Raw genomic sequence first — 17,407 nt, 5'->3', positions numbered from 1 at the left:
GAATTGACACATTGGTGACATGCTTCTGTCATCGTCGCGTAGCACTGAATCTGTACTGCTTCGGTCGAACTGGACACCCTGTCCATGCAATCGGCTGAACAAGGATTGGAATTGGCTAGCTCTCGCTGAAATATCCGTGGGAAAGCCGTTCAGGAATACGTGAATAGACAAATCAGGAGCCATCATCATGACAGTACTGCTTGGAATGGACCAGCAAATCATTGATGATACGGTCATGTCAGGCTTAGAAGCACAACAGGCGCTGTTCGCGTCCAACGGCGATCCCATCGTTCTGGGACGCATCGGATCGCTGGAAGTACGGCTTGCAAATTCACGCGAGGCGGTAGAAGCCGCGCAGGAATTGCGTTTCCGCGTCTTCTTCGACGAAATGGGCGCGCGCAGGGAAAGCATCGAAGCGGTGGAGCTTCGAGACGCTGACCGTTTCGACGCTATTTGCGATCATCTGCTCGTTTACGACACCGCCCTGCCCGTGCCGGAGCATCAGCAGATTGTCGGCACCTATCGTCTGATGCGTAGCGATCAGGCGGAACAGGCGCTCGGCTTTTATTCTGCCGATGAATATGACGTGCAGCGTCTGGCCCTTTCACGCCCGAACCTCCGCCTGCTTGAACTAGGACGCTCCTGCGTGAAGGCGGAATACCGCTCCAAGCGCACTGTCGAGCTTCTTTGGCAAGGTGCCTGGGCCTATTGCCGCCGCCATTCCATCGATGTGATGTTCGGCTGTGCTTCATTCCACGGCGCGGTGCCTGCAGCGCACGCGCTCGGCCTGTCGTTCCTCCATCACAACTGCCGTGCCACCGATGACTGGGACGTTCGTGCCCTGCCCAATCGTTATCAGGCCATGGACCTGATGCCGAAGGAAGCCATCAACAACAAGGTTGCGCTGTTCTCAATGCCGCCACTGGTCAAGGGTTATCTGCGTCTCGGCGCAATGATCGGCGACGGCGCAGTGATCGACGAGGCATTCGGCACAACCGATGTCTTCATCATCCTGCCGATTGAGCGCATTTCCAGCCGCTACATCACCTATTACGGCGCGGAAGCGAACCGCTTTGTGTAGTCTGTAGATATTCCGGTTCTGACGGCCTACAAATGGCGCTGTTTTGCGCTTCCAGTGCTCATGTACGCAAAAGTACACTCCGCTTCGGGTCGCAAACATCACCATTTTCGGCTCGTCATAACCAGAATCTCAAACAGACTGGGGCACCCTACCTGGCCAGAACCCGTCACGCCCTGCCTAACAGTTCCTTTAATTTGTAGATCAGGTCCAGCGCTTCTCGCGGTGTCAGTTCGTCTGGACTGATTGCAGAGACAGCCTTGGTCAGTTCACTATCTTTCCCCTGAACCTGCAGCTTCGGCTTTTCCTGCTGCAAGACGACAGAGAACAGCGGCAGATCATCGATCAGCTTGTCAGCCTTGCCCGAGGTCTCGCCCGCTTCAAGCTGGTGCAGCACATCGCGCGCGCGATTGACAACCGCTTCGGGCAGCCCCGCCAGACGCGCGACCTGCACGCCATAGGAACGGTCAGCTGCCCCTTTCGCCACCTCATGCAGGAAGACGACATCATTGTCCCATTCCTTGACCCGCATGGTGACATTGGAAAGCCGCTCAAGCTTTTCTGAAAGTGCAGTCATTTCATGAAAATGCGTGGCAAACAAAGCCCGGCAACGGTTCTTTTTATGCAGATATTCAACCGCTGCCCAAGCAATGGACAATCCGTCGAAAGTGGCTGTACCGCGCCCGATCTCATCGAGGATCACCAGCGAGCGTTCGCCTGCCTGATTGAGGATCGCAGCCGTTTCCACCATTTCAACCATAAAGGTTGAACGCCCGCGTGCCAGATCGTCGGAAGCACCGACACGACTGAACAGCCTGTCCACGACACCGATCTGTGCAGAACCCGCAGGCACGAAGGAGCCCATCTGTGCCATGATCGCAATCAGCGCATTCTGGCGCAGGAAGGTTGACTTACCGCCCATGTTCGGGCCGGTCAGAAGCCAAATCGCGCCATTGCCGTCGTCTGCTTGCGGCGAGAGATCGCAATCATTGGCGACGAACGGATTGGCCGCTTGACGCCGGAGGGCCTGCTCTACGACCGGATGACGCCCCGCAACAATGTTAAAGGACAGGCTGTCATCGACCTGTGGACGGCAATAACCCTGCTCTTCCGCCAGCACAGCAAGCGCTGCCGAGACGTCGAAAACAGCAAGCGCCGATGCGGCGGCACGGATGCTATCAGCATGGGAGACCGCTTCCGCCGTCAATTCCTCGAACACGGCAAGCTCGATTGACAATGCGCGGTCGGCAGCATTAGCGATCTTGCTTTCCAGTTCCGCCAGTTCGGTCGTGGTAAAGCGCATGGCATTGGCCATGGTCTGGCGATGGATGAAACGGCTCTTGGCTTCATCCGTATCCGTCATCGCCCCGGCATTGTTGGCCGTCACCTCGATAAAATAGCCAAGCACATTGTTATGCTTGATCTTCAGCGACTTGATACCGGTTTCTTCGATATAATTTGCCTGCAGACCGGCGATCACCCGGCGTGACTGATCACGCAAAGCCCGCATTTCATCGAGTTCGGAATTATAGCCTCCGCGCACAAAACCGCCATCGCGTTTCAGAAGCGGCAATTCGTCGGCCAAGGCCCGGTCGAGATGGGCGGTAAAGATGGCGGGCATGGCACTGACGGCATCGCGGGCATGTGCCAGTTCGTCGGGCAGCAAAGCGCTTTCCAGCAGGCTCGCAATGACATGCGCAGCCTCGAAGCCTCGGGCAAGGCTGCCCAGATCACGCGGACCACCGCGCCCGACGGCAAGGCGCGAGAGACCGCGCGGCATATCCGGCACGCCCTTCAGTTCCGCGCGCATGGCTTCACAGAGCGACTGCTCGCTCAGGAACCAGGAAACGGAATCGAGCCGCAGCGCGATTTCCTTCGGATTGGTCAGCGGTGCAGTCAGGCGTTCGGCAAGGAGTCGCGCGCCGCCGCCCGTCACCGTGCGATCAACCGCCTTCAGCAAACTGCCATCTCGATTGCCCGACATGGTGCGGGCAAGTTCCAGACTGGCGCGTGTGGCCGGGTCGATAAAAAGCGTGCCGCCCTCATGTTCGCGTTCGGGCCGCATCAAGGGTGGGCGCTCGGAAATCTGCGTCTTCTCGATATAGGCGATTGCCCCGGAAATAGCTGAAAGTTCAGGACGGCTGAACTGGCCGAAACCATCCAATGTCGCGACGTTGAAATAGCGTTGGATGCGCGCTTCCGCAGCCGCGCTGTCAAAGAGGGTCGCCGGTTGTGGCGTTACCGCCTTGCCGACCAGATCGAAGACCGGGCGTAGCTCCTCATCATGGAAGGCGCTGTCAGCCACGACCAGTTCGCGCGGGTCGACCCGCATCACATCGGCGAAAAGCCGGTCCGGCGTGGTTTCCGCCACACGGAAAGTTCCGGTTGAAATGTCGATCCAGGCGAGCGCCAGCGCACCATCGCCGCGCGTACGCCCCATCGCCATCAGGAAATTGGCTTCGGACGGATCCAGCAGCTTTTCTTCGGTCAGCGTGCCCGGTGTGACGAGACGGATCACATCGCGCTTCACCACCGATTTGGAGCCACGCTTCTTCGCCTCTGCCGGGTCTTCCACCTGTTCGCAGACCGCGACGCGATAGCCCTTGGCGATCAGCTTCTGCAGATAATCGTCGGCGGCATGGACCGGCACGCCGCACATGGGAATATCCTCGCCCAGATGCTTGCCGCGCTTGGTGAGCGTGATGCCGAGTGCCGCAGAGGCTTCCACTGCATCATCGAAGAACAGCTCGTAAAAATCGCCCATGCGATAGAAGAGCAACGAATCGACATTCGCCGCCTTGATCTCAATATATTGTTCCATCATGGGCGTCAGGCGAACGGGCGCTGCCTCGGCGGTGTTTTCTTCCGCTTCCGAGCCGTGTTCGTTAGCCGTCGTTTCCATCTAAAAACCTTCATTTATTGCTTAGCCGGCGAGGCTAAAGTTATAAAATTTCGTATTCCATCGTTTTTGGATGAATATCTATTCCTCGAAGCACTGTTTACACGATGCGTGACTGGCGCTATCGAGGTTCTCCCGCAGATGAAACCGGAGGGAACATGCCAGCCTCGACGCCGAAGGGCAACACATCAGAACGCGCACCCACAGCCAGTGAGAAGGAAGCGCTAGACTTTCACGCGCAGGGTCGCCCGGGCAAGCTGGAGATCAACCCCACCAAGCCCATGACCACGCAGCGCGATCTGTCGCTCGCCTATTCTCCGGGCGTTGCCGTGCCGGTGAAGGCAATCGCTGAAGACGCCGCCCGCGCCTATGACTATACGGCCAAGGGCAATCTCGTCGCCGTCATTTCCAACGGCACCGCCATTCTCGGCCTCGGCAATCTGGGTGCGCTCGCATCCAAGCCGGTGATGGAAGGCAAGGCTGTGTTGTTCAAGCGCTTCGCCGATGTCGATTCCATCGATCTTGAGGTCGATACGACCGATATCGATGCCTTCATCAATGCGGTGCGCTATCTCGGACCGTCGTTCGGCGGCATCAATCTGGAAGATATCAAGGCGCCCGACTGCTTCATCATCGAGCAGCGCCTGCGCGAACTGATGGACATTCCGGTTTTCCATGACGACCAGCATGGAACGGCCATCATTGCCGCTGCCGGCCTGATCAATGCGCTGCATCTGACCGGCCGCGACATGAAGACGACGAAGCTCGTCTGCAATGGCGCGGGCTCGGCGGGTATTGCCTGTATCGAGCTTATCAAGGCGATGGGCTTTGCCTCGGAAAACGTCATCCTGTGCGACACCAAGGGCGTCGTCTATCAGGGCCGTGAAGAGGGCATGAACCAGTGGAAGTCCGCCCATGCGGTGAAAACCGACAAGCGGTCCCTCGCAGATGCCATGAACGGCGCGGATGTCGTGTTCGGCCTTTCGGCCAAAGGTGCATTCACCGAAGACATGGTCCGTTCCATGGCGCCGAACCCGATCATCTTCGCCATGGCCAATCCCGACCCGGAAGTAACGCCCGAAGAAGTGGCGCGCATCCGTGATGACGCCATCGTTGCCACCGGTCGTTCGGATTATCCGAACCAGGTCAACAATGTCCTTGGTTTTCCTTACATCTTCCGTGGCGCACTCGACGTACGTGCAACCACCATCAACGATGCGATGAAAATCGCAGCCGTCAATGCGTTGGCCGAACTTGCCCGCGAGGACGTGCCGGACGATGTGGTCGCCGCCTATCAGGGCAGCCGTCCGCGCTTCGGCTCAAGTTACATCATTCCGGTGCCGTTTGATCCGCGTCTGCTTGCATCCGTCTCGGCTGCCGTCGCCAAGGCAGCGATGGAAACCGGCGTTGCCGGGCGTGCCATTGCCGATATCGAAGGCTACAAGCGCGAACTGTCGGCACGTCGCGATCCGATCGCCTCGACGCTGCGCGGCATCTATGAGCGCGTGCGTCGTCAGCCGAAGCGCATCGTCTTTGCCGAAGGTGAAGAAGAACAGGTGATGCGTGCCGCCGTTTCCTACGTCAATCAGGGCCTCGGCACCGCTATTCTGGTTGGCCGCGAAGAACGGGTGAGGGATACAGCCAAAGCTGCTGGTCTCGATCTCGACCGTCCCGGCATCGAAATCATCAATGCGCGCCTTTCGAGCCGCAATGCGGCCTATGCCGACTATCTCTACGAGAAACTGCAGCGCAAGGGCTACCTGACGCGCGATTGCCACCGCCTCATCAATAATGACCGCAATCATTTTGCGGCCTGTATGGTGGCGCTCGGCGATGCCGACGGTATGGTAACGGGCGTGACCCGCAATTACGCGACGGGTCTCGACGATGTGCGTCGCGTGATCGATTCCAAGCCCGGCCACCGCATGGTTGGCGTCTCCATCGCACTTTGCCGTGGACGCACGGTGTTCATCGCCGATACCGCCGTTCATGAAATGCCGACCGCAGCGGAACTTGCCGATATTGCGGTTGAAGCTGCGGGCATGGCGCGCCGCATGGGTTATGTACCACGTGTCGCACTGACCGCCTTCTCGACCTTCGGTCATATGGGCGGTGAACGCTCCGCGCGCATACAGGAAGCCGTCCGCATTCTGGCAACGCGTCATGTCGATTTCGAATTCGACGGCGAAATGAGTGCTGATGTGGCGCTGAACCCGAAGCTGATGGAACAATATCCGTTCATCCGCCTGTCGGGCCCGGCCAATGTGATCGTCACACCGGACAATCATTCGGCCTCGATTGCCGCCGACATGCTGCAGGAACTGGGTGGCGCAACGATTATCGGCCCGTTGCTCGTCGGCCTCGACAAGCCAGCGCAGATCGTCACCATCGGAGCGAAGGATTCCGACATCGTCAATATGGCGGCAATTACCGCCTATAACGCGACGAACTGAAAGATCAGCGAAGAGTAATACAAAGGCCGGGTTTTCCCGGCCTTTGCTTTTGGATATTCATCATCCACAAAAGCGGCTATAGGATAGCCATCGTCCACTATCCTTTTCTCCGCAAACCGGATCTACATGCCGCATGAGCGCACACGACCTTAAGCTGGAAGAGATCGTCAATCCCGAGACGCTACGCCGCAAGCTCAACGAACTGGCGGATTCCACGGACGAAAACTACACCAGTCCTACCGTGCGAAAAGTGGTGCTTCAGGCTCTGAAGGACGCTTTGGTGCGCGGTCGCGCCAATGCCGAAGGCATGCTGATGAAGGATGGCGGCGGCACGCTCTGCGCCAAACGCCTGTCCTTTCTCATGGATACGCTGATCGAGGCGCTGTTCGAATTCGCCACCACCAAAGCCTATCCGATGGTCAACCCGTCGAAGGCCGAGAACATGGCTATCGTCGCGGTCGGCGGTTACGGGCGTGGCGGGCTGGCGCCGGGGTCAGATATCGATCTTCTGTTTCTGCTGCCCTACAAGCAGACCCCCTGGGGCGAGCAGGTTGTCGAATACATGCTCTACATGCTGTGGGACATGGGACTGAAAGTCGGCCATTCCACGCGCAATATCGATGAGTGCATCCGGCTTTCGCGCGAAGACATGACGATCCGCACGGCAATTCTCGATGCGCGGTTTCTCACCGGCAATCGCGAGCTCTTCAAAACGCTTGTTACCCGCTTCGACGAGGAAATCGTCAAGGATACCGGCCCGGAATTCATCCAGGCCAAGCTTGCCGAGCGCGACCAGCGCCACCGCAAGGCAGGCGAAACCCGCTATCTGGTTGAGCCGAACGTCAAGGAAGGCAAGGGCGGCCAGCGCGACCTGCATACGCTGTTCTGGATCACCAAATATTTTTACCGTGTCAAAACGAAAGAAGAGCTGGTCAAGCTCGGCGTTCTGTCACGAGCCGAGCTGAAGCTGTTCAACAAGGCGGAAGATTTTCTTTGGGCGGTGCGGTGCCATATGCATTTCGCGACGTTGAAGGCAGAAGAACGCCTTTCCTTCGACATCCAGCCGGAAATCGCCCAACGCCTTGGCTATACGGCGCATCCCGGCCAGAACTATGTCGAACGTTTCATGAAGCATTACTTCCTCGTGGCCAAGGATGTGGGCGATCTCACCCGCATCATCAGCGCAGCGCTGGAGGAGCAGCAGGCCAAGCATGTACCGGGCTTCAACCGCATTTTCCTTACGTTCTCGCGACGCAAGCGTAAGCTTTCCGCTGACGGCGACTTCGTTTCGGAAAATCACCGCATCAACATCGCACGGCCAGACGTTTTCAAGGAAGACCCGGTCAATATCATCCGCCTCTTCCATCTGGCCGACAAACACGGGCTGGAATTTCACCCCGAAGCAATGCAGAGCCTCACGCGCTCACTGAAACTCATCAATTCCGATCTGCGTGAAAATCCCGAAGCGAACAAGCTTTTCCTCGAAATCCTGACCTCGCCGCGCAACCCCGAACTCATCCTGCGCCGTATGAACGAATCCGGCGTGCTTGGAAAATTCATTCCTGACTTCGGCAAGATCGTCGCCATGATGCAGTTCAACATGTACCACCATTATACGGTGGACGAGCATCTGCTACGCTGCATCGCCGTGCTGTCGGAAATCGAGCATGGTGAGCTTGAAAACGAGCACCCGCTTTCAAACCACCTCATCACGACAGTCAAGCGCGACCGCAACCTGCTTTATGTGGCGCTGCTCTTGCACGACATCGCCAAGGGGCGCCCGGAAGATCATTCCGTTGCTGGTGCACGCATCGCCCGCAGGCTGGGACCACGGCTGGGTCTTACCCCTACCGAAACAGAAACCGTTGAATGGCTTGTGCGCGAACATCTGACCATGAGCATGGTCGCGCAGTCACGTGATCTCAACGATCGCAAGACCATCATCGACTTCGCCGACACCGTGCAGACCATGGAGCGGTTGAAGCTCCTCCTGATCCTGACCGTCTGCGATATCAAGGCGGTTGGTCCCGGCGTGTGGAATGGCTGGAAGGGCCAGCTTCTGCGTACGCTCTTCTACGAAACCGAACTGGTCCTGACCGGTGGCTTTTCGGAATTGTCCCGTGCCGACCGCGACCATCAGGCGCGAGAGGCGCTGGCGGACCGGCTCTCTGATTGGCCGAAGGACAAGCGCGATGCATATCTGGCGCTTCATTACACCAACTATTTCCTGACTGTCAGCCTCGAGGATCAGGTCCGGCACGCCCATTTCATTCGCGAAGCCGACCGCAACGAGCGGGCGCTGGCCACCATGGCCAAGCCGCATACTTTCGAGGCGGTTACGGAAATCACGGTACTGGCGCCTGACCATCCGCGTCTGTTGTCGATCATCACCGGCGCCTGCGCAGCGGCTGGCGCCAACATCGTCGACGCGCAGATTTTCACCACTGGCGATGGACGCGCACTGGATACCATTCTCATCAGCCGCGAGTTCGACACTGATGACGACGAGCGCCGCCGTGCCGAACGCGTCGGCAAGGTCATTGAGGATGTTTTGTCCGGCAAGGCCCATCTGCCCGACGTGCTGGCCAAGCGCACCAAGCCGAAGAGGGCCGCCAAGGCGTTCAAGGTGGAACCGCGAGTCGAGATCAACAACACGCTTTCGAACAAGTTTACCGTCATTGAAGTGGAAGGTCTGGACCGGCCCGGTTTGCTTTCAGAACTGACTGGCCTTATTTCCGACCTTTCGCTGGATATTGCATCGGCTCATATCACCACCTTCGGCGAGAAAGTGATCGACAGTTTTTATGTGACTGACCTTGTGGGCCACAAGATTTCAAACGCCACCCGTCAGGGCAATATCAGGCGCAAGCTGCTTGGTGTTCTCAGCGGCGAAAATGGCAGCAAGACAAACGGCCGCTCATCTCAGGCCGCAGCATAGGTTTTTCAGTAAATGAGTTTGGTCAAAAAGTTCGCCACGGTCGCGTCCGGAACGCTGATGAGCCGCATTTTCGGCTTCACACGCGAGATGTTCATGGCGGCAGCGCTCGGCACCGGTCCGGTAGCCGACGCCTTCAATGCCGCTTTCCGGTTCCCGAACACCTTTCGCCGGCTCTTTGCCGAAGGCGCGTTCAATTCAGCCTTCGTGCCGCTTTTTGCCAAGGAAATCGAAAAGAACGGCATGGACGGCGCGCGCCGTTTTTCCGAAGAAGTATTCGGCGTTCTCTTCACGGTGCTTCTGTTCCTGACCATCGTGATGGAACTTTCGATGCCCTTCATCGTACGGACGATAATTGCACCGGGTTTCACCGACGATCCGGTGAAGTTCGACAATACGGTGCGTCTCGCCGTTATCATGTTCCCCTATCTCGCCTGTATGTCGCTGGCGGCGATGATGGGCGGGATGCTGAATTCGCTGCATCGCTATTTTGCAGCGGCCATTGCGCCGGTATTCCTCAATATAATCCTGATCGGGGTTCTGGCTTTCGCGTGGTGGCGTGGCTATGACGCGCTTTCGGTCGGCTATGGCCTTTCGTGGGGCGTGATGGCTGCAGGTCTGGTCCAGCTTGCCATCGTGTGGATTGCCGTGCGCAATGCAGGCATCAAGATCGGCTTCCGCCGTCCACGCCTGACCTCGAACGTCAAACGGCTTCTCGTGCTGGCACTGCCCGCAGCGATCACCGGCGGCATCACGCAGATCAACCTGCTCATCAACACCAATATCGCATCCGGCATGGAAGGCGCGGTATCGTCGCTCGTCTATGCGGACCGCATCTATCAGCTTCCGCTCGGCGTCGTCGGCATCGCCGTCGCAACCGTGCTTCTCCCGGAACTGTCACGCGCGCTGCGTGGCGGGCACATGAAAGAAGCGTCGAACCTTCAAAACCGCTCAGTCGAGTTCACCTTGTTTCTGACGTTGCCAGCCGCTGCCGCTCTTCTGGTCATGTCGGAACCTATCGTCCGGCTTCTGTTCGAACGCGGCAAGTTCAGCCCGGATTCCACGCTTGTCGTTTCCAATATTCTGGCCATCTACGGCCTCGGCCTGCCCGCGTTCGTGCTGATCAAGGCGTTCATTCCCGGTTTCTTTGCCCGCGAAGACACCCGCACACCGATGATCTTCGCTGCCATTTCGGTGGCGGTGAACGTCTCGCTCGCCATCACGCTTTTCCCGCATTTCGGTCCGACCGGCATCGCCACGGCTGAAATCGTTGCCGGATGGGTCAACGCTATCCTGCTGTTCGCCATGCTCGTGAAGCGCGGCCATTGGGGACGGGATATTCCGCTGCTCACCCGTATTCCGCGTCTCCTCATCGCTGCCGCGATCATGGCATTCGGAATCCACTATGCCATCGGCCATTTTGCCTACGAGCTTTCCTCCGCAGCGCCATTTGCCCTGCGGGCGGGAACCGTCACCGCAATCGTTGTTGCGGCAATGGTGGTCTATTTCGGTTTGGCATTCGGTCTGGGTGGCGCCAATACGGGAATGATCCGTCGCAACATCAAGCGCGGTACGGCAAAGAAAGCCCCTGAAAGCGAGCAATAATTCAAGCTTGAAAGGCGGCTGCGTCTCTGCGAAAAGACCAGCATTCAAAATCCCCGCTCTCCACCGGCGGGGCTAACTTTTTTAGGATAAAGCCATGAGCACGTTCAAACCGCTTGTCTTCTCCGGCGTCCAACCGACCGGAAATCTTCACCTCGGCAATTACCTTGGGGCGATCAAGCGGTGGGTCGAGGTTCAGGAAACGCAGGAATGCATCTATTGCGTCGTGGACATGCACGCGCTGACCATTTCGCCCGATCCGGCTGAGCTGATGCAATCGACCCGTGAAGTCACCGCAGCTTTCCTTGCTGCCGGTATCGACCCGAAGAGAAGCATCGTCTTCAACCAGAGCCGCGTCATGCAGCACGCAGAGCTGGCATGGGTATTTAACTGCATCGCGCGCATCGGCTGGATGAGCCGCATGACCCAGTTCAAGGACAAGGCAGGCAAGGACCGCGAAAACGCTTCGCTCGGCCTGTTCGCTTATCCAAGTCTGATGGCCGCCGACATCCTGCTTTATCGCGCCACCGCAGTGCCGGTGGGTGAGGACCAGAAGCAGCATCTGGAATTGACCCGCGACATTGCGCAGAAATTCAACAACGATTATTCGGATCGCATCGCTTCGCTCGGCGTGGGCGTGGATATGCAGGTTGGTGACGAGCAGGTTTCCGGCTTCTTCCCGATGACGGAACCGATGATCTCCGGCCCTGCCATGCGCATCATGTCGCTGCGCGACGGCACCAAGAAGATGTCGAAGTCCGATCCGTCCGATCTGTCGCGCATCAACCTGATCGACGACGAAGAGACCATCACCAAGAAAATCCGCAAGGCAAAGACCGACTCGGACGGCCTGCCCACCGAGCTCGACGGTCTCGCCGGTCGTCCGGAAGCCGATAATCTGGTTGGCATCTATGCAGCACTTTCCTCTCAATCGAAGGAAGACGTGCTCAACGAATTCGGCGGACGCCAGTTCTCCGAATTCAAGGCATCGCTTGCCGATCTCGCGGTGGCAAAGCTTTCGCCGATCACTCATGAGATGCGCCGTCTGGTCGCTGATCCGGCTTACATCGACAGCGTTCTGCGCGACGGTGGTGAGCGGGCTGGCGTGATTGCCGAACAGACCATGCGCCATGTTCGCGACATCGTCGGCTGGCTGCAGAACTAAACTTCTCAATGATCAAGCGAGCGGCAACATTTTTGCTGCCGCCGCTCTTCACTTGAAAATCATCATCCGATCTTCAAGTACCTACCAAATGTCAGCTTGCAGACGGTCAATCCCGATGGCAAATTGCGGCCATGGTATCAAAACGACTTAGCCGGGAAGCCGGTCACCGCCGCAAGTTTCTTGCCGTCATCGATGAGACGCCCGAATGCGGGCGCGCCGTTGCATATGCCGCGCGCCGTGCAAAAAATACGGGCGGCTCTCTCATCCTGCTTTTCGTGATTGATGACTCTGATTTCCAGCAAATTCTGGGCGTCGGCGAAATCATGCGCTCCGAAGCGCAGGAACGTGCTCGCGCAGCGCTGGAAAAATTCGCCGCAACTGTGCGTGCAGCCCAGGGCATCGAGCCGGAAATCAACATCCGTGAGGGCGAAACCGCCTCGGAGTTGATTAGCCTCATCGAAGAAGATCAGGACATCGCCATTCTGGTTCTGGCTGCCGGTTCGGGCAAGGAAGGCCCCGGCCCTCTCGTGCAATCGCTGGCCAGCCGCTCCCAGTTCCCGATCCCGGTTACGGTCATTCCGGCAGGTATGAGCGACGATGACATTGATGCGGTGACCTAATCACCCTATATTGATGACAACTGATACACGCAGCATCGGGACAGCACTTGCGTCCATGAGTATCTGCGCTTACGAGAATCGTTCCAAAATCTGAAAGCGGGACAACTGGCATGTTCATCCAGACTGAAACCACGCCCAACCCGGCGACCCTGAAGTTTCTTCCCGGCAAGGTCGTGATGCCGGAAGGTACCGCCGATTTCCGCGATGCCTCCACCGCGGGCAACACATCGCCGCTCGCAGCCAAGCTTTTTTCGGTTCCGGGCGTGACCGGTGTTTTCTTCGGTTATGACTTCATCACCGTCACCAAGGAAGACGGCGAGTGGCAGCATCTGAAGCCCGCCATTCTTGGCACGATCATGGAACATTTCATGTCGGGCGCACCTGCAATGGCTGGCAACAGCAATGCAGACGCTGCCCCCGCTCATGGCGAAGAAGAATTTTTCGATGAAGCCGATGCCGAAACCGTCGAGATCATCAAGGAACTGATCGAGACCCGCGTTCGTCCGGCAGTTGCACAGGATGGTGGCGACATCACATTCCGCGGTTTCGAGAACGGTACCGTGTTCCTGAACATGAAGGGTGCATGCTCTGGTTGCCCGTCGTCGACTGCAACGCTGAAGCACGGCATTCAGAACCTCCTGCGCCATTTCGTGCCGGAAGTGCAGCAGGTCGAACAGATCTGATCTTACTGAGACTTGTAAAGAAAAAGGCCGCTTGAAGCGGCCTTTTTCATATCTGTCATCATCTGGACCTACTGCTTCACGATGACCTTGGCACCCTGTTCGGTGCGGTCGTAAAGATCCATGATGTCCTGATTCATGAGGCGGATGCAGCCGGACGACATTGCCTTGCCGATGGACCACCATTCCGGCGTTCCGTGCAGACGATAGCCCGTGTCGCCACCCTTGTTGTAGAGATATAGAGCGCGCGCACCGAGTGGGTTGCGCAGGCCGGGGTCCATGCCGTTGCGATATTTTGCCAGTTCCGGTTGGCGCTTGATCATGGCGGAAGGCGGCGTCCAGGTCGGCCATTCCCGCTTCATGGCGACGCGCGCCGTACCGGACCATTCAAATCCTTCACGACCGACACCGATGCCGTAACGCATGGCCTTGCCTTCCGGCATAATGAGATAGAGGAACTTTTCCCGCGTATCGACGATGATCGTGCCGGGGGCTTCGTCCGTTGGATATTTGACGATCTGGCGGCGATATTGCGCCTGGATCTTTTCACTCGGGATGGCCGGGACGACATAGCCAGCGTCGGTGACCGAAGAATAGGAGGCAGTATAGAAAGTGCCGCCTACGGTCGAGCAGCCTGCCAATGCACCTGCCAGAAAAAGAGCCGTCGTCAATTTAAGGACGCGAGAATTCATGCATTCCCCCAGATTGGTTCATTCCGTCAATGGGACCACGATGGGCCGGAGATAGAAGCGAATCGCTCATTCTTGTCGAAGATGCGGTAGTATTGTTAACCAGGCGTTAACCGTAAATTGAAAATTCCTTGAATAAGACATTTTTTGGCCATGTTTGCCTTGGTAGCGCGGTTTTCGTACGGCTCGTCCCAGTTTTCCGATTGTTTCGATCTGAATCCACGCACAAAATGCGCCCATGCCAATCGTGATTCCCAACCAGACCCATCCTCTTTCCGACGGCCGACAGTCGGACAACGCCATGCTGGTGCGGCGTGGCGTGCAGCGTCTTTTTCTGGAAATGGGGCTTGCAACATTGCCTGAACTGCCGCTGGCATCCGGCAGGCGCGCCGACCTGATGGCGGTCAACCGCAAGGGTGAAATCTGGATCGTGGAGATCAAATCGTCGATCGAGGATTGGAAGGCAGATCACAAATGGCCCGAATATCGCGCTTACTGCGACCGGCTGTTCTTCGCCACTCATCCGGCGGTGCCGCGCGAAATATTTCCGCAGGAATGCGGCTTCATTCTCTCTGATGGATATGGGGCGGAAATTATGCGTGATGCGCCAGAACATAAATTGCCCGGCGCAACCCGAAAGGCGTTGATGCTGCGCTTTGCGCGGGCGGGCGCCGCCCGCCTGACAATCGCCGAACTTGCGGGTCTCGATGTACCCGAGACAGAAATAGATTGATTTAGCTGTCCAAGTTAACGAGGCGCGCGTTTGGCCAGAATGCGCTGCAATGTACGGCGATGCATGTTGAGACGGCGTGCGGTCTCGGAGACATTGCGTTCGCACATTTCATAGACGCGCTGGATATGTTCCCACCGAACCCGGTCGGCAGACATCGGATTCTCCGGCGGCGCAACCTTTTCGCCGGGACGGCGGGTCAATGCTGCGAAGACCTCATCCGCATCGGCAGGCTTCGACAGATAGTCGATTGCGCCGAGCTTAACAGCGTTCACAGCAGTTGCGATATTGCCGTATCCGGTGAGAACGATGGCGCGCGTATCGGCACGGCGCGAGCGAATAGCTTCTATGATGTCGAGGCCGTTTCCATCCCCGAGCCGCATATCCACGACCGCATAGGCCGGGGCGGCGGCCTTGGCGGCAGCAATGCCTTCCTCAACCGATTCCGCAGTTGTCACCTGAAAACCCCGGCTCTCCATGGCGCGGGCAAGGCGCTGCAAAAAGGGTTTGTCGTCATCAACCAGAAGGAGGGTCGGATCGTTGCCTATGGCTTCGGTGTCTTCCTGCTTCAAGTCGTCCATCGGGTGCTTCCTGCCTGTATTTTTCTTTCCTTATTGATACCCCTGCGTCAAAAAGTCAAATAGCCATTGAATTGTTGAAGCAATTTCAGCATTCGCCCATACGCAGGAACAATGCAAGCCATTGTATTTTCATAATATTTTTAAAAATGGACACAAGGAATTGATAGCAAAATCGTGCGTAAGCCGCAGTCTTTTGCTCAGATGGCCCAATATTGCCGGGCCTCGGCGGATAGCCCGGCCAGAAAGCTGTCCAGCTCCACTTGATCGATATGCGCACGCAGCGCCTTGGCAACATCGTAAATAGCTGAATCCGGTGCAAAATTATGATCTTTGCGCAGAGACTGCACTTCACAGGTCAATGCCTGTCGGCTCAGAAATGGCTGTTTCGCTTCACCAATATCCCAGTTTGCTACAAAAACAGCACGAAGAACGGGTGGCAATATCGTGGCAAAGCGAATCGCTTGATCGACCTCTAACCGGTGGCGGAAGGTGAGCAGCACAGCTTCCACCATCGTATAGGCCTGATTGCGTGTAGCAAGCCCTGCCTCATCCCGAGCCGTATGGAGAAACTTGTCGAACTCCTCCGTCGCCCTCTGGATTTCAAGCGGAATCGTCATGCTGCATCCTTCTTCAGCCTGATGTGAATGCTGAACGCGGCCACACCACCTTCACTTCTGCGCCCTGTCCGGGATTGTTGCGATTGCGGAAGGTGATATGCGCGCCTGAGCGTTCCAGCAAAGTCTTGGCGATGAACAGACCAAGGCCGAGTCCGCCGCCGTTCCGCGTATTGTCGCGACTCGTCATATAGGGCTCGCCGATACGGTCGAGGATTTCCGGTTTGAACCCCTCGCCATCATCCTGAATGGTCACGCTTACATTACCGTCGGTCCAGCCCCAGGTCACGTTGACCGTACCACGTGCAAAATCGACGGCATTTTCCACCAGATTGCCGAGACCGTAGAGAAGGCCGGGATTGCGCCGGGTGACGGGTTCCGGTTTCGGACCTTCCGTCTTCTGCACGTCAATCGTGATACCGAAGTTGCGGTGCGGCGCAATCACCTCTTCGATGAGAGAGGAGAGCGGCAGGCGCGACATGTGTTCCTCGCCCTCCGAGGAAAGACTGGTCAGCCGCTGAAGAATTTCACGGCAACGCTGGGTCTGGGAATGGAGCAAGGCGATGTCTTCGGCAAGGCCCGGATCGGTGGTGCGGGCGCGCTGCATTTCCTTTACCACCAGTGCAATCGTTGCCAGCGGTGTGCCCAATTCATGGGCGGCTGCGGCAGCCAGACCATCCAGCGCCGACAGATGCTGTTCACGCTGGAGAATAAGTTCGGCAGCGCTCAATGCATCGCCCAGCTGACGCGCTTCCTCGGCGATACGATAGGCGTAAACGCCAGTGAATCCGAGCGCCGAAATAATGGCGCACCAGATGCCGATGACGAACAGAAACGGCAGGTCCAGCGTTTCGCCCGGATACCAGGGCAGCGGTTCGTGCCTGATGGTAAGCACCGACGTACAGGCAACCACCAGCAAGGCGAGTACCAGCGTATGACGAGCCGAAAGCGACGTCGCCGAGATAATGACGGGCACGATCATCAAAATGATGAAAGGATTCTGCAGCCCGCCAGTGAGATAAAGAAGCCCTGCCAGTTGCAGAACGTCGAACGCCAGAACCAGGCTTGCCGCCGCCGGATTGAGCCGGTGGTTGGTCGGAAAGCGGAAGGCCAGATAAAGGTTGAGCCATGCTGAACAGGCGATCAGAGCAAAACAGATGCCGACTGCAAAAGGAAATTGCAGATAGAGCGCCACGAACATGACGGCGGCGGTCTGCCCGGCGATGGCCAGCCAGCGCACACGTATCAACGTGGTCAGGCGCGGGCGGCGCGAAAGATTGGAAGCGCGATTCTCGAATTCTGCGTGCATGAGTCCCTCTACTCGCTCCTTATGAGACAAGGTCGGGTCTCAACGCAAGCGG

At 57.5% G+C, this 17,407-nt stretch carries 13 protein-coding genes; 8 read left to right on the top strand and 5 right to left on the bottom strand.

The features are described 5' to 3' along the window. The first annotated feature begins 187 nt into the window (after window positions 1-187). Window positions 188-1,081, top strand: a complete 894-nt coding sequence (gene olsB / locus FG152_RS05255) for a l-ornithine N(alpha)-acyltransferase (RefSeq protein WP_029375852.1) — start codon at window positions 188-190, stop codon at window positions 1,079-1,081. Window positions 1,082-1,247: 166 nt separating this feature from the next. Here olsB and mutS read toward each other — a convergent pair whose 3' ends face one another. Further along, the gene (gene mutS, locus FG152_RS05250) at window positions 1,248-3,980 is read right to left on the bottom strand and encodes a DNA mismatch repair protein MutS (protein WP_498985409.1); all 2,733 of its coding nucleotides are present in this window, start codon (window positions 3,978-3,980) and stop codon (window positions 1,248-1,250) included. Window positions 3,981-4,135: 155 nt separating this feature from the next. On the opposite strand from mutS, the gene FG152_RS05245 reads away from it, so the two are divergent. The 6 genes from FG152_RS05245 to FG152_RS05220 all read left to right on the top strand — a co-directional run bounded on the left by FG152_RS05245 (window position 4,136) and on the right by FG152_RS05220 (window position 13,435). Then, entirely contained in the window at window positions 4,136-6,430 is a 2,295-nt protein-coding gene (locus tag FG152_RS05245) for an NADP-dependent malic enzyme (protein ID WP_029925933.1), read from the top strand. A gap of 133 nt (window positions 6,431-6,563) precedes the next feature. After that, on the top strand, window positions 6,564-9,368 hold the full coding sequence (locus tag FG152_RS05240) for a [protein-PII] uridylyltransferase (RefSeq protein ID WP_043062288.1): 2,805 nt from the start codon (window positions 6,564-6,566) through the stop codon (window positions 9,366-9,368). 12 nt (window positions 9,369-9,380) lie between these two features. Beyond that, window positions 9,381-10,970, top strand: coding sequence for a murein biosynthesis integral membrane protein MurJ (gene murJ / locus FG152_RS05235; protein WP_029925937.1), 1,590 nt, complete (start codon window positions 9,381-9,383; stop codon window positions 10,968-10,970). 94 nt (window positions 10,971-11,064) lie between these two features. Further along, window positions 11,065-12,132, top strand: coding sequence for a tryptophan--tRNA ligase (gene trpS / locus FG152_RS05230; RefSeq protein ID WP_010657990.1), 1,068 nt, complete (start codon window positions 11,065-11,067; stop codon window positions 12,130-12,132). A 131-nt stretch (window positions 12,133-12,263) separates the two neighbouring features. Beyond that, window positions 12,264-12,752: a universal stress protein gene (locus FG152_RS05225; protein WP_010657989.1), complete on the top strand. Its 489-nt coding sequence runs from the start codon at window positions 12,264-12,266 to the stop codon at window positions 12,750-12,752. A 110-nt stretch (window positions 12,753-12,862) separates the two neighbouring features. Continuing rightward, window positions 12,863-13,435, top strand: a complete 573-nt coding sequence (locus tag FG152_RS05220; RefSeq protein ID WP_454502828.1) for a NifU family protein — start codon at window positions 12,863-12,865, stop codon at window positions 13,433-13,435. A gap of 68 nt (window positions 13,436-13,503) precedes the next feature. Here FG152_RS05220 and FG152_RS05215 read toward each other — a convergent pair whose 3' ends face one another. Further along, window positions 13,504-14,124: a L,D-transpeptidase gene (locus tag FG152_RS05215; RefSeq protein WP_010657987.1), complete on the bottom strand. Its 621-nt coding sequence runs from the start codon at window positions 14,122-14,124 to the stop codon at window positions 13,504-13,506. A gap of 235 nt (window positions 14,125-14,359) precedes the next feature. Here FG152_RS05215 and FG152_RS05210 point away from each other — a divergent pair, with 235 nt between their 5' ends. Continuing rightward, window positions 14,360-14,854 (top strand): MmcB family DNA repair protein, encoded by a 495-nt coding sequence (locus FG152_RS05210; protein WP_010657986.1) that lies wholly within the window; start codon window positions 14,360-14,362, stop codon window positions 14,852-14,854. 14 nt (window positions 14,855-14,868) lie between these two features. Here the strand turns inward: FG152_RS05210 and regA are convergent, their stop codons facing one another. From regA to FG152_RS05195, 3 genes are all read right to left on the bottom strand, one after another. Next, window positions 14,869-15,432: a global response regulator transcription factor RegA gene (gene regA / locus FG152_RS05205; protein WP_006465866.1), complete on the bottom strand. Its 564-nt coding sequence runs from the start codon at window positions 15,430-15,432 to the stop codon at window positions 14,869-14,871. A gap of 197 nt (window positions 15,433-15,629) precedes the next feature. Continuing rightward, window positions 15,630-16,049 (bottom strand): DUF2267 domain-containing protein, encoded by a 420-nt coding sequence (locus FG152_RS05200; RefSeq protein ID WP_029925939.1) that lies wholly within the window; start codon window positions 16,047-16,049, stop codon window positions 15,630-15,632. A gap of 13 nt (window positions 16,050-16,062) precedes the next feature. Continuing rightward, window positions 16,063-17,355 (bottom strand): ActS/PrrB/RegB family redox-sensitive histidine kinase, encoded by a 1,293-nt coding sequence (locus tag FG152_RS05195; RefSeq protein WP_010657984.1) that lies wholly within the window; start codon window positions 17,353-17,355, stop codon window positions 16,063-16,065. Between the last annotated feature and the right edge of the window lie 52 nt (window positions 17,356-17,407).

The organism is Ochrobactrum sp. XJ1 (assembly GCF_024701725.1).
Lineage (GTDB): Bacteria > Pseudomonadota > Alphaproteobacteria > Rhizobiales > Rhizobiaceae > Brucella > Brucella anthropi.
The sequence above is the reverse complement of the archived record's forward strand: the minus strand, read 5'-3'. Positions and strand labels throughout refer to the sequence as shown.

Excerpts from the sequence above, each read along its gene's own strand:
- olsB (WP_029375852.1), top strand. The coding sequence starts at position 188 with ATGACAGTACTGCTTGGAATGGACCAGCAAATCATTGATGATACGGTC.
- mutS (WP_498985409.1), bottom strand. The coding sequence starts at position 3,980 with ATGGAAACGACGGCTAACGAACACGGCTCGGAAGCGGAAGAAAACACC.
- FG152_RS05245 (WP_029925933.1), top strand. The coding sequence starts at position 4,136 with ATGCCAGCCTCGACGCCGAAGGGCAACACATCAGAACGCGCACCCACA.
- FG152_RS05240 (WP_043062288.1), top strand. The coding sequence starts at position 6,564 with ATGAGCGCACACGACCTTAAGCTGGAAGAGATCGTCAATCCCGAGACG.
- murJ (WP_029925937.1), top strand. The coding sequence starts at position 9,381 with ATGAGTTTGGTCAAAAAGTTCGCCACGGTCGCGTCCGGAACGCTGATG.
- trpS (WP_010657990.1), top strand. The coding sequence starts at position 11,065 with ATGAGCACGTTCAAACCGCTTGTCTTCTCCGGCGTCCAACCGACCGGA.
- FG152_RS05225 (WP_010657989.1), top strand. The coding sequence starts at position 12,264 with ATGGTATCAAAACGACTTAGCCGGGAAGCCGGTCACCGCCGCAAGTTT.
- FG152_RS05220 (WP_454502828.1), top strand. The coding sequence starts at position 12,863 with ATGTTCATCCAGACTGAAACCACGCCCAACCCGGCGACCCTGAAGTTT.
- FG152_RS05215 (WP_010657987.1), bottom strand. The coding sequence starts at position 14,124 with ATGAATTCTCGCGTCCTTAAATTGACGACGGCTCTTTTTCTGGCAGGT.
- FG152_RS05210 (WP_010657986.1), top strand. The coding sequence starts at position 14,360 with ATGCCAATCGTGATTCCCAACCAGACCCATCCTCTTTCCGACGGCCGA.
- regA (WP_006465866.1), bottom strand. The coding sequence starts at position 15,432 with ATGGACGACTTGAAGCAGGAAGACACCGAAGCCATAGGCAACGATCCG.
- FG152_RS05200 (WP_029925939.1), bottom strand. The coding sequence starts at position 16,049 with ATGACGATTCCGCTTGAAATCCAGAGGGCGACGGAGGAGTTCGACAAG.
- FG152_RS05195 (WP_010657984.1), bottom strand. The coding sequence starts at position 17,355 with ATGCACGCAGAATTCGAGAATCGCGCTTCCAATCTTTCGCGCCGCCCG.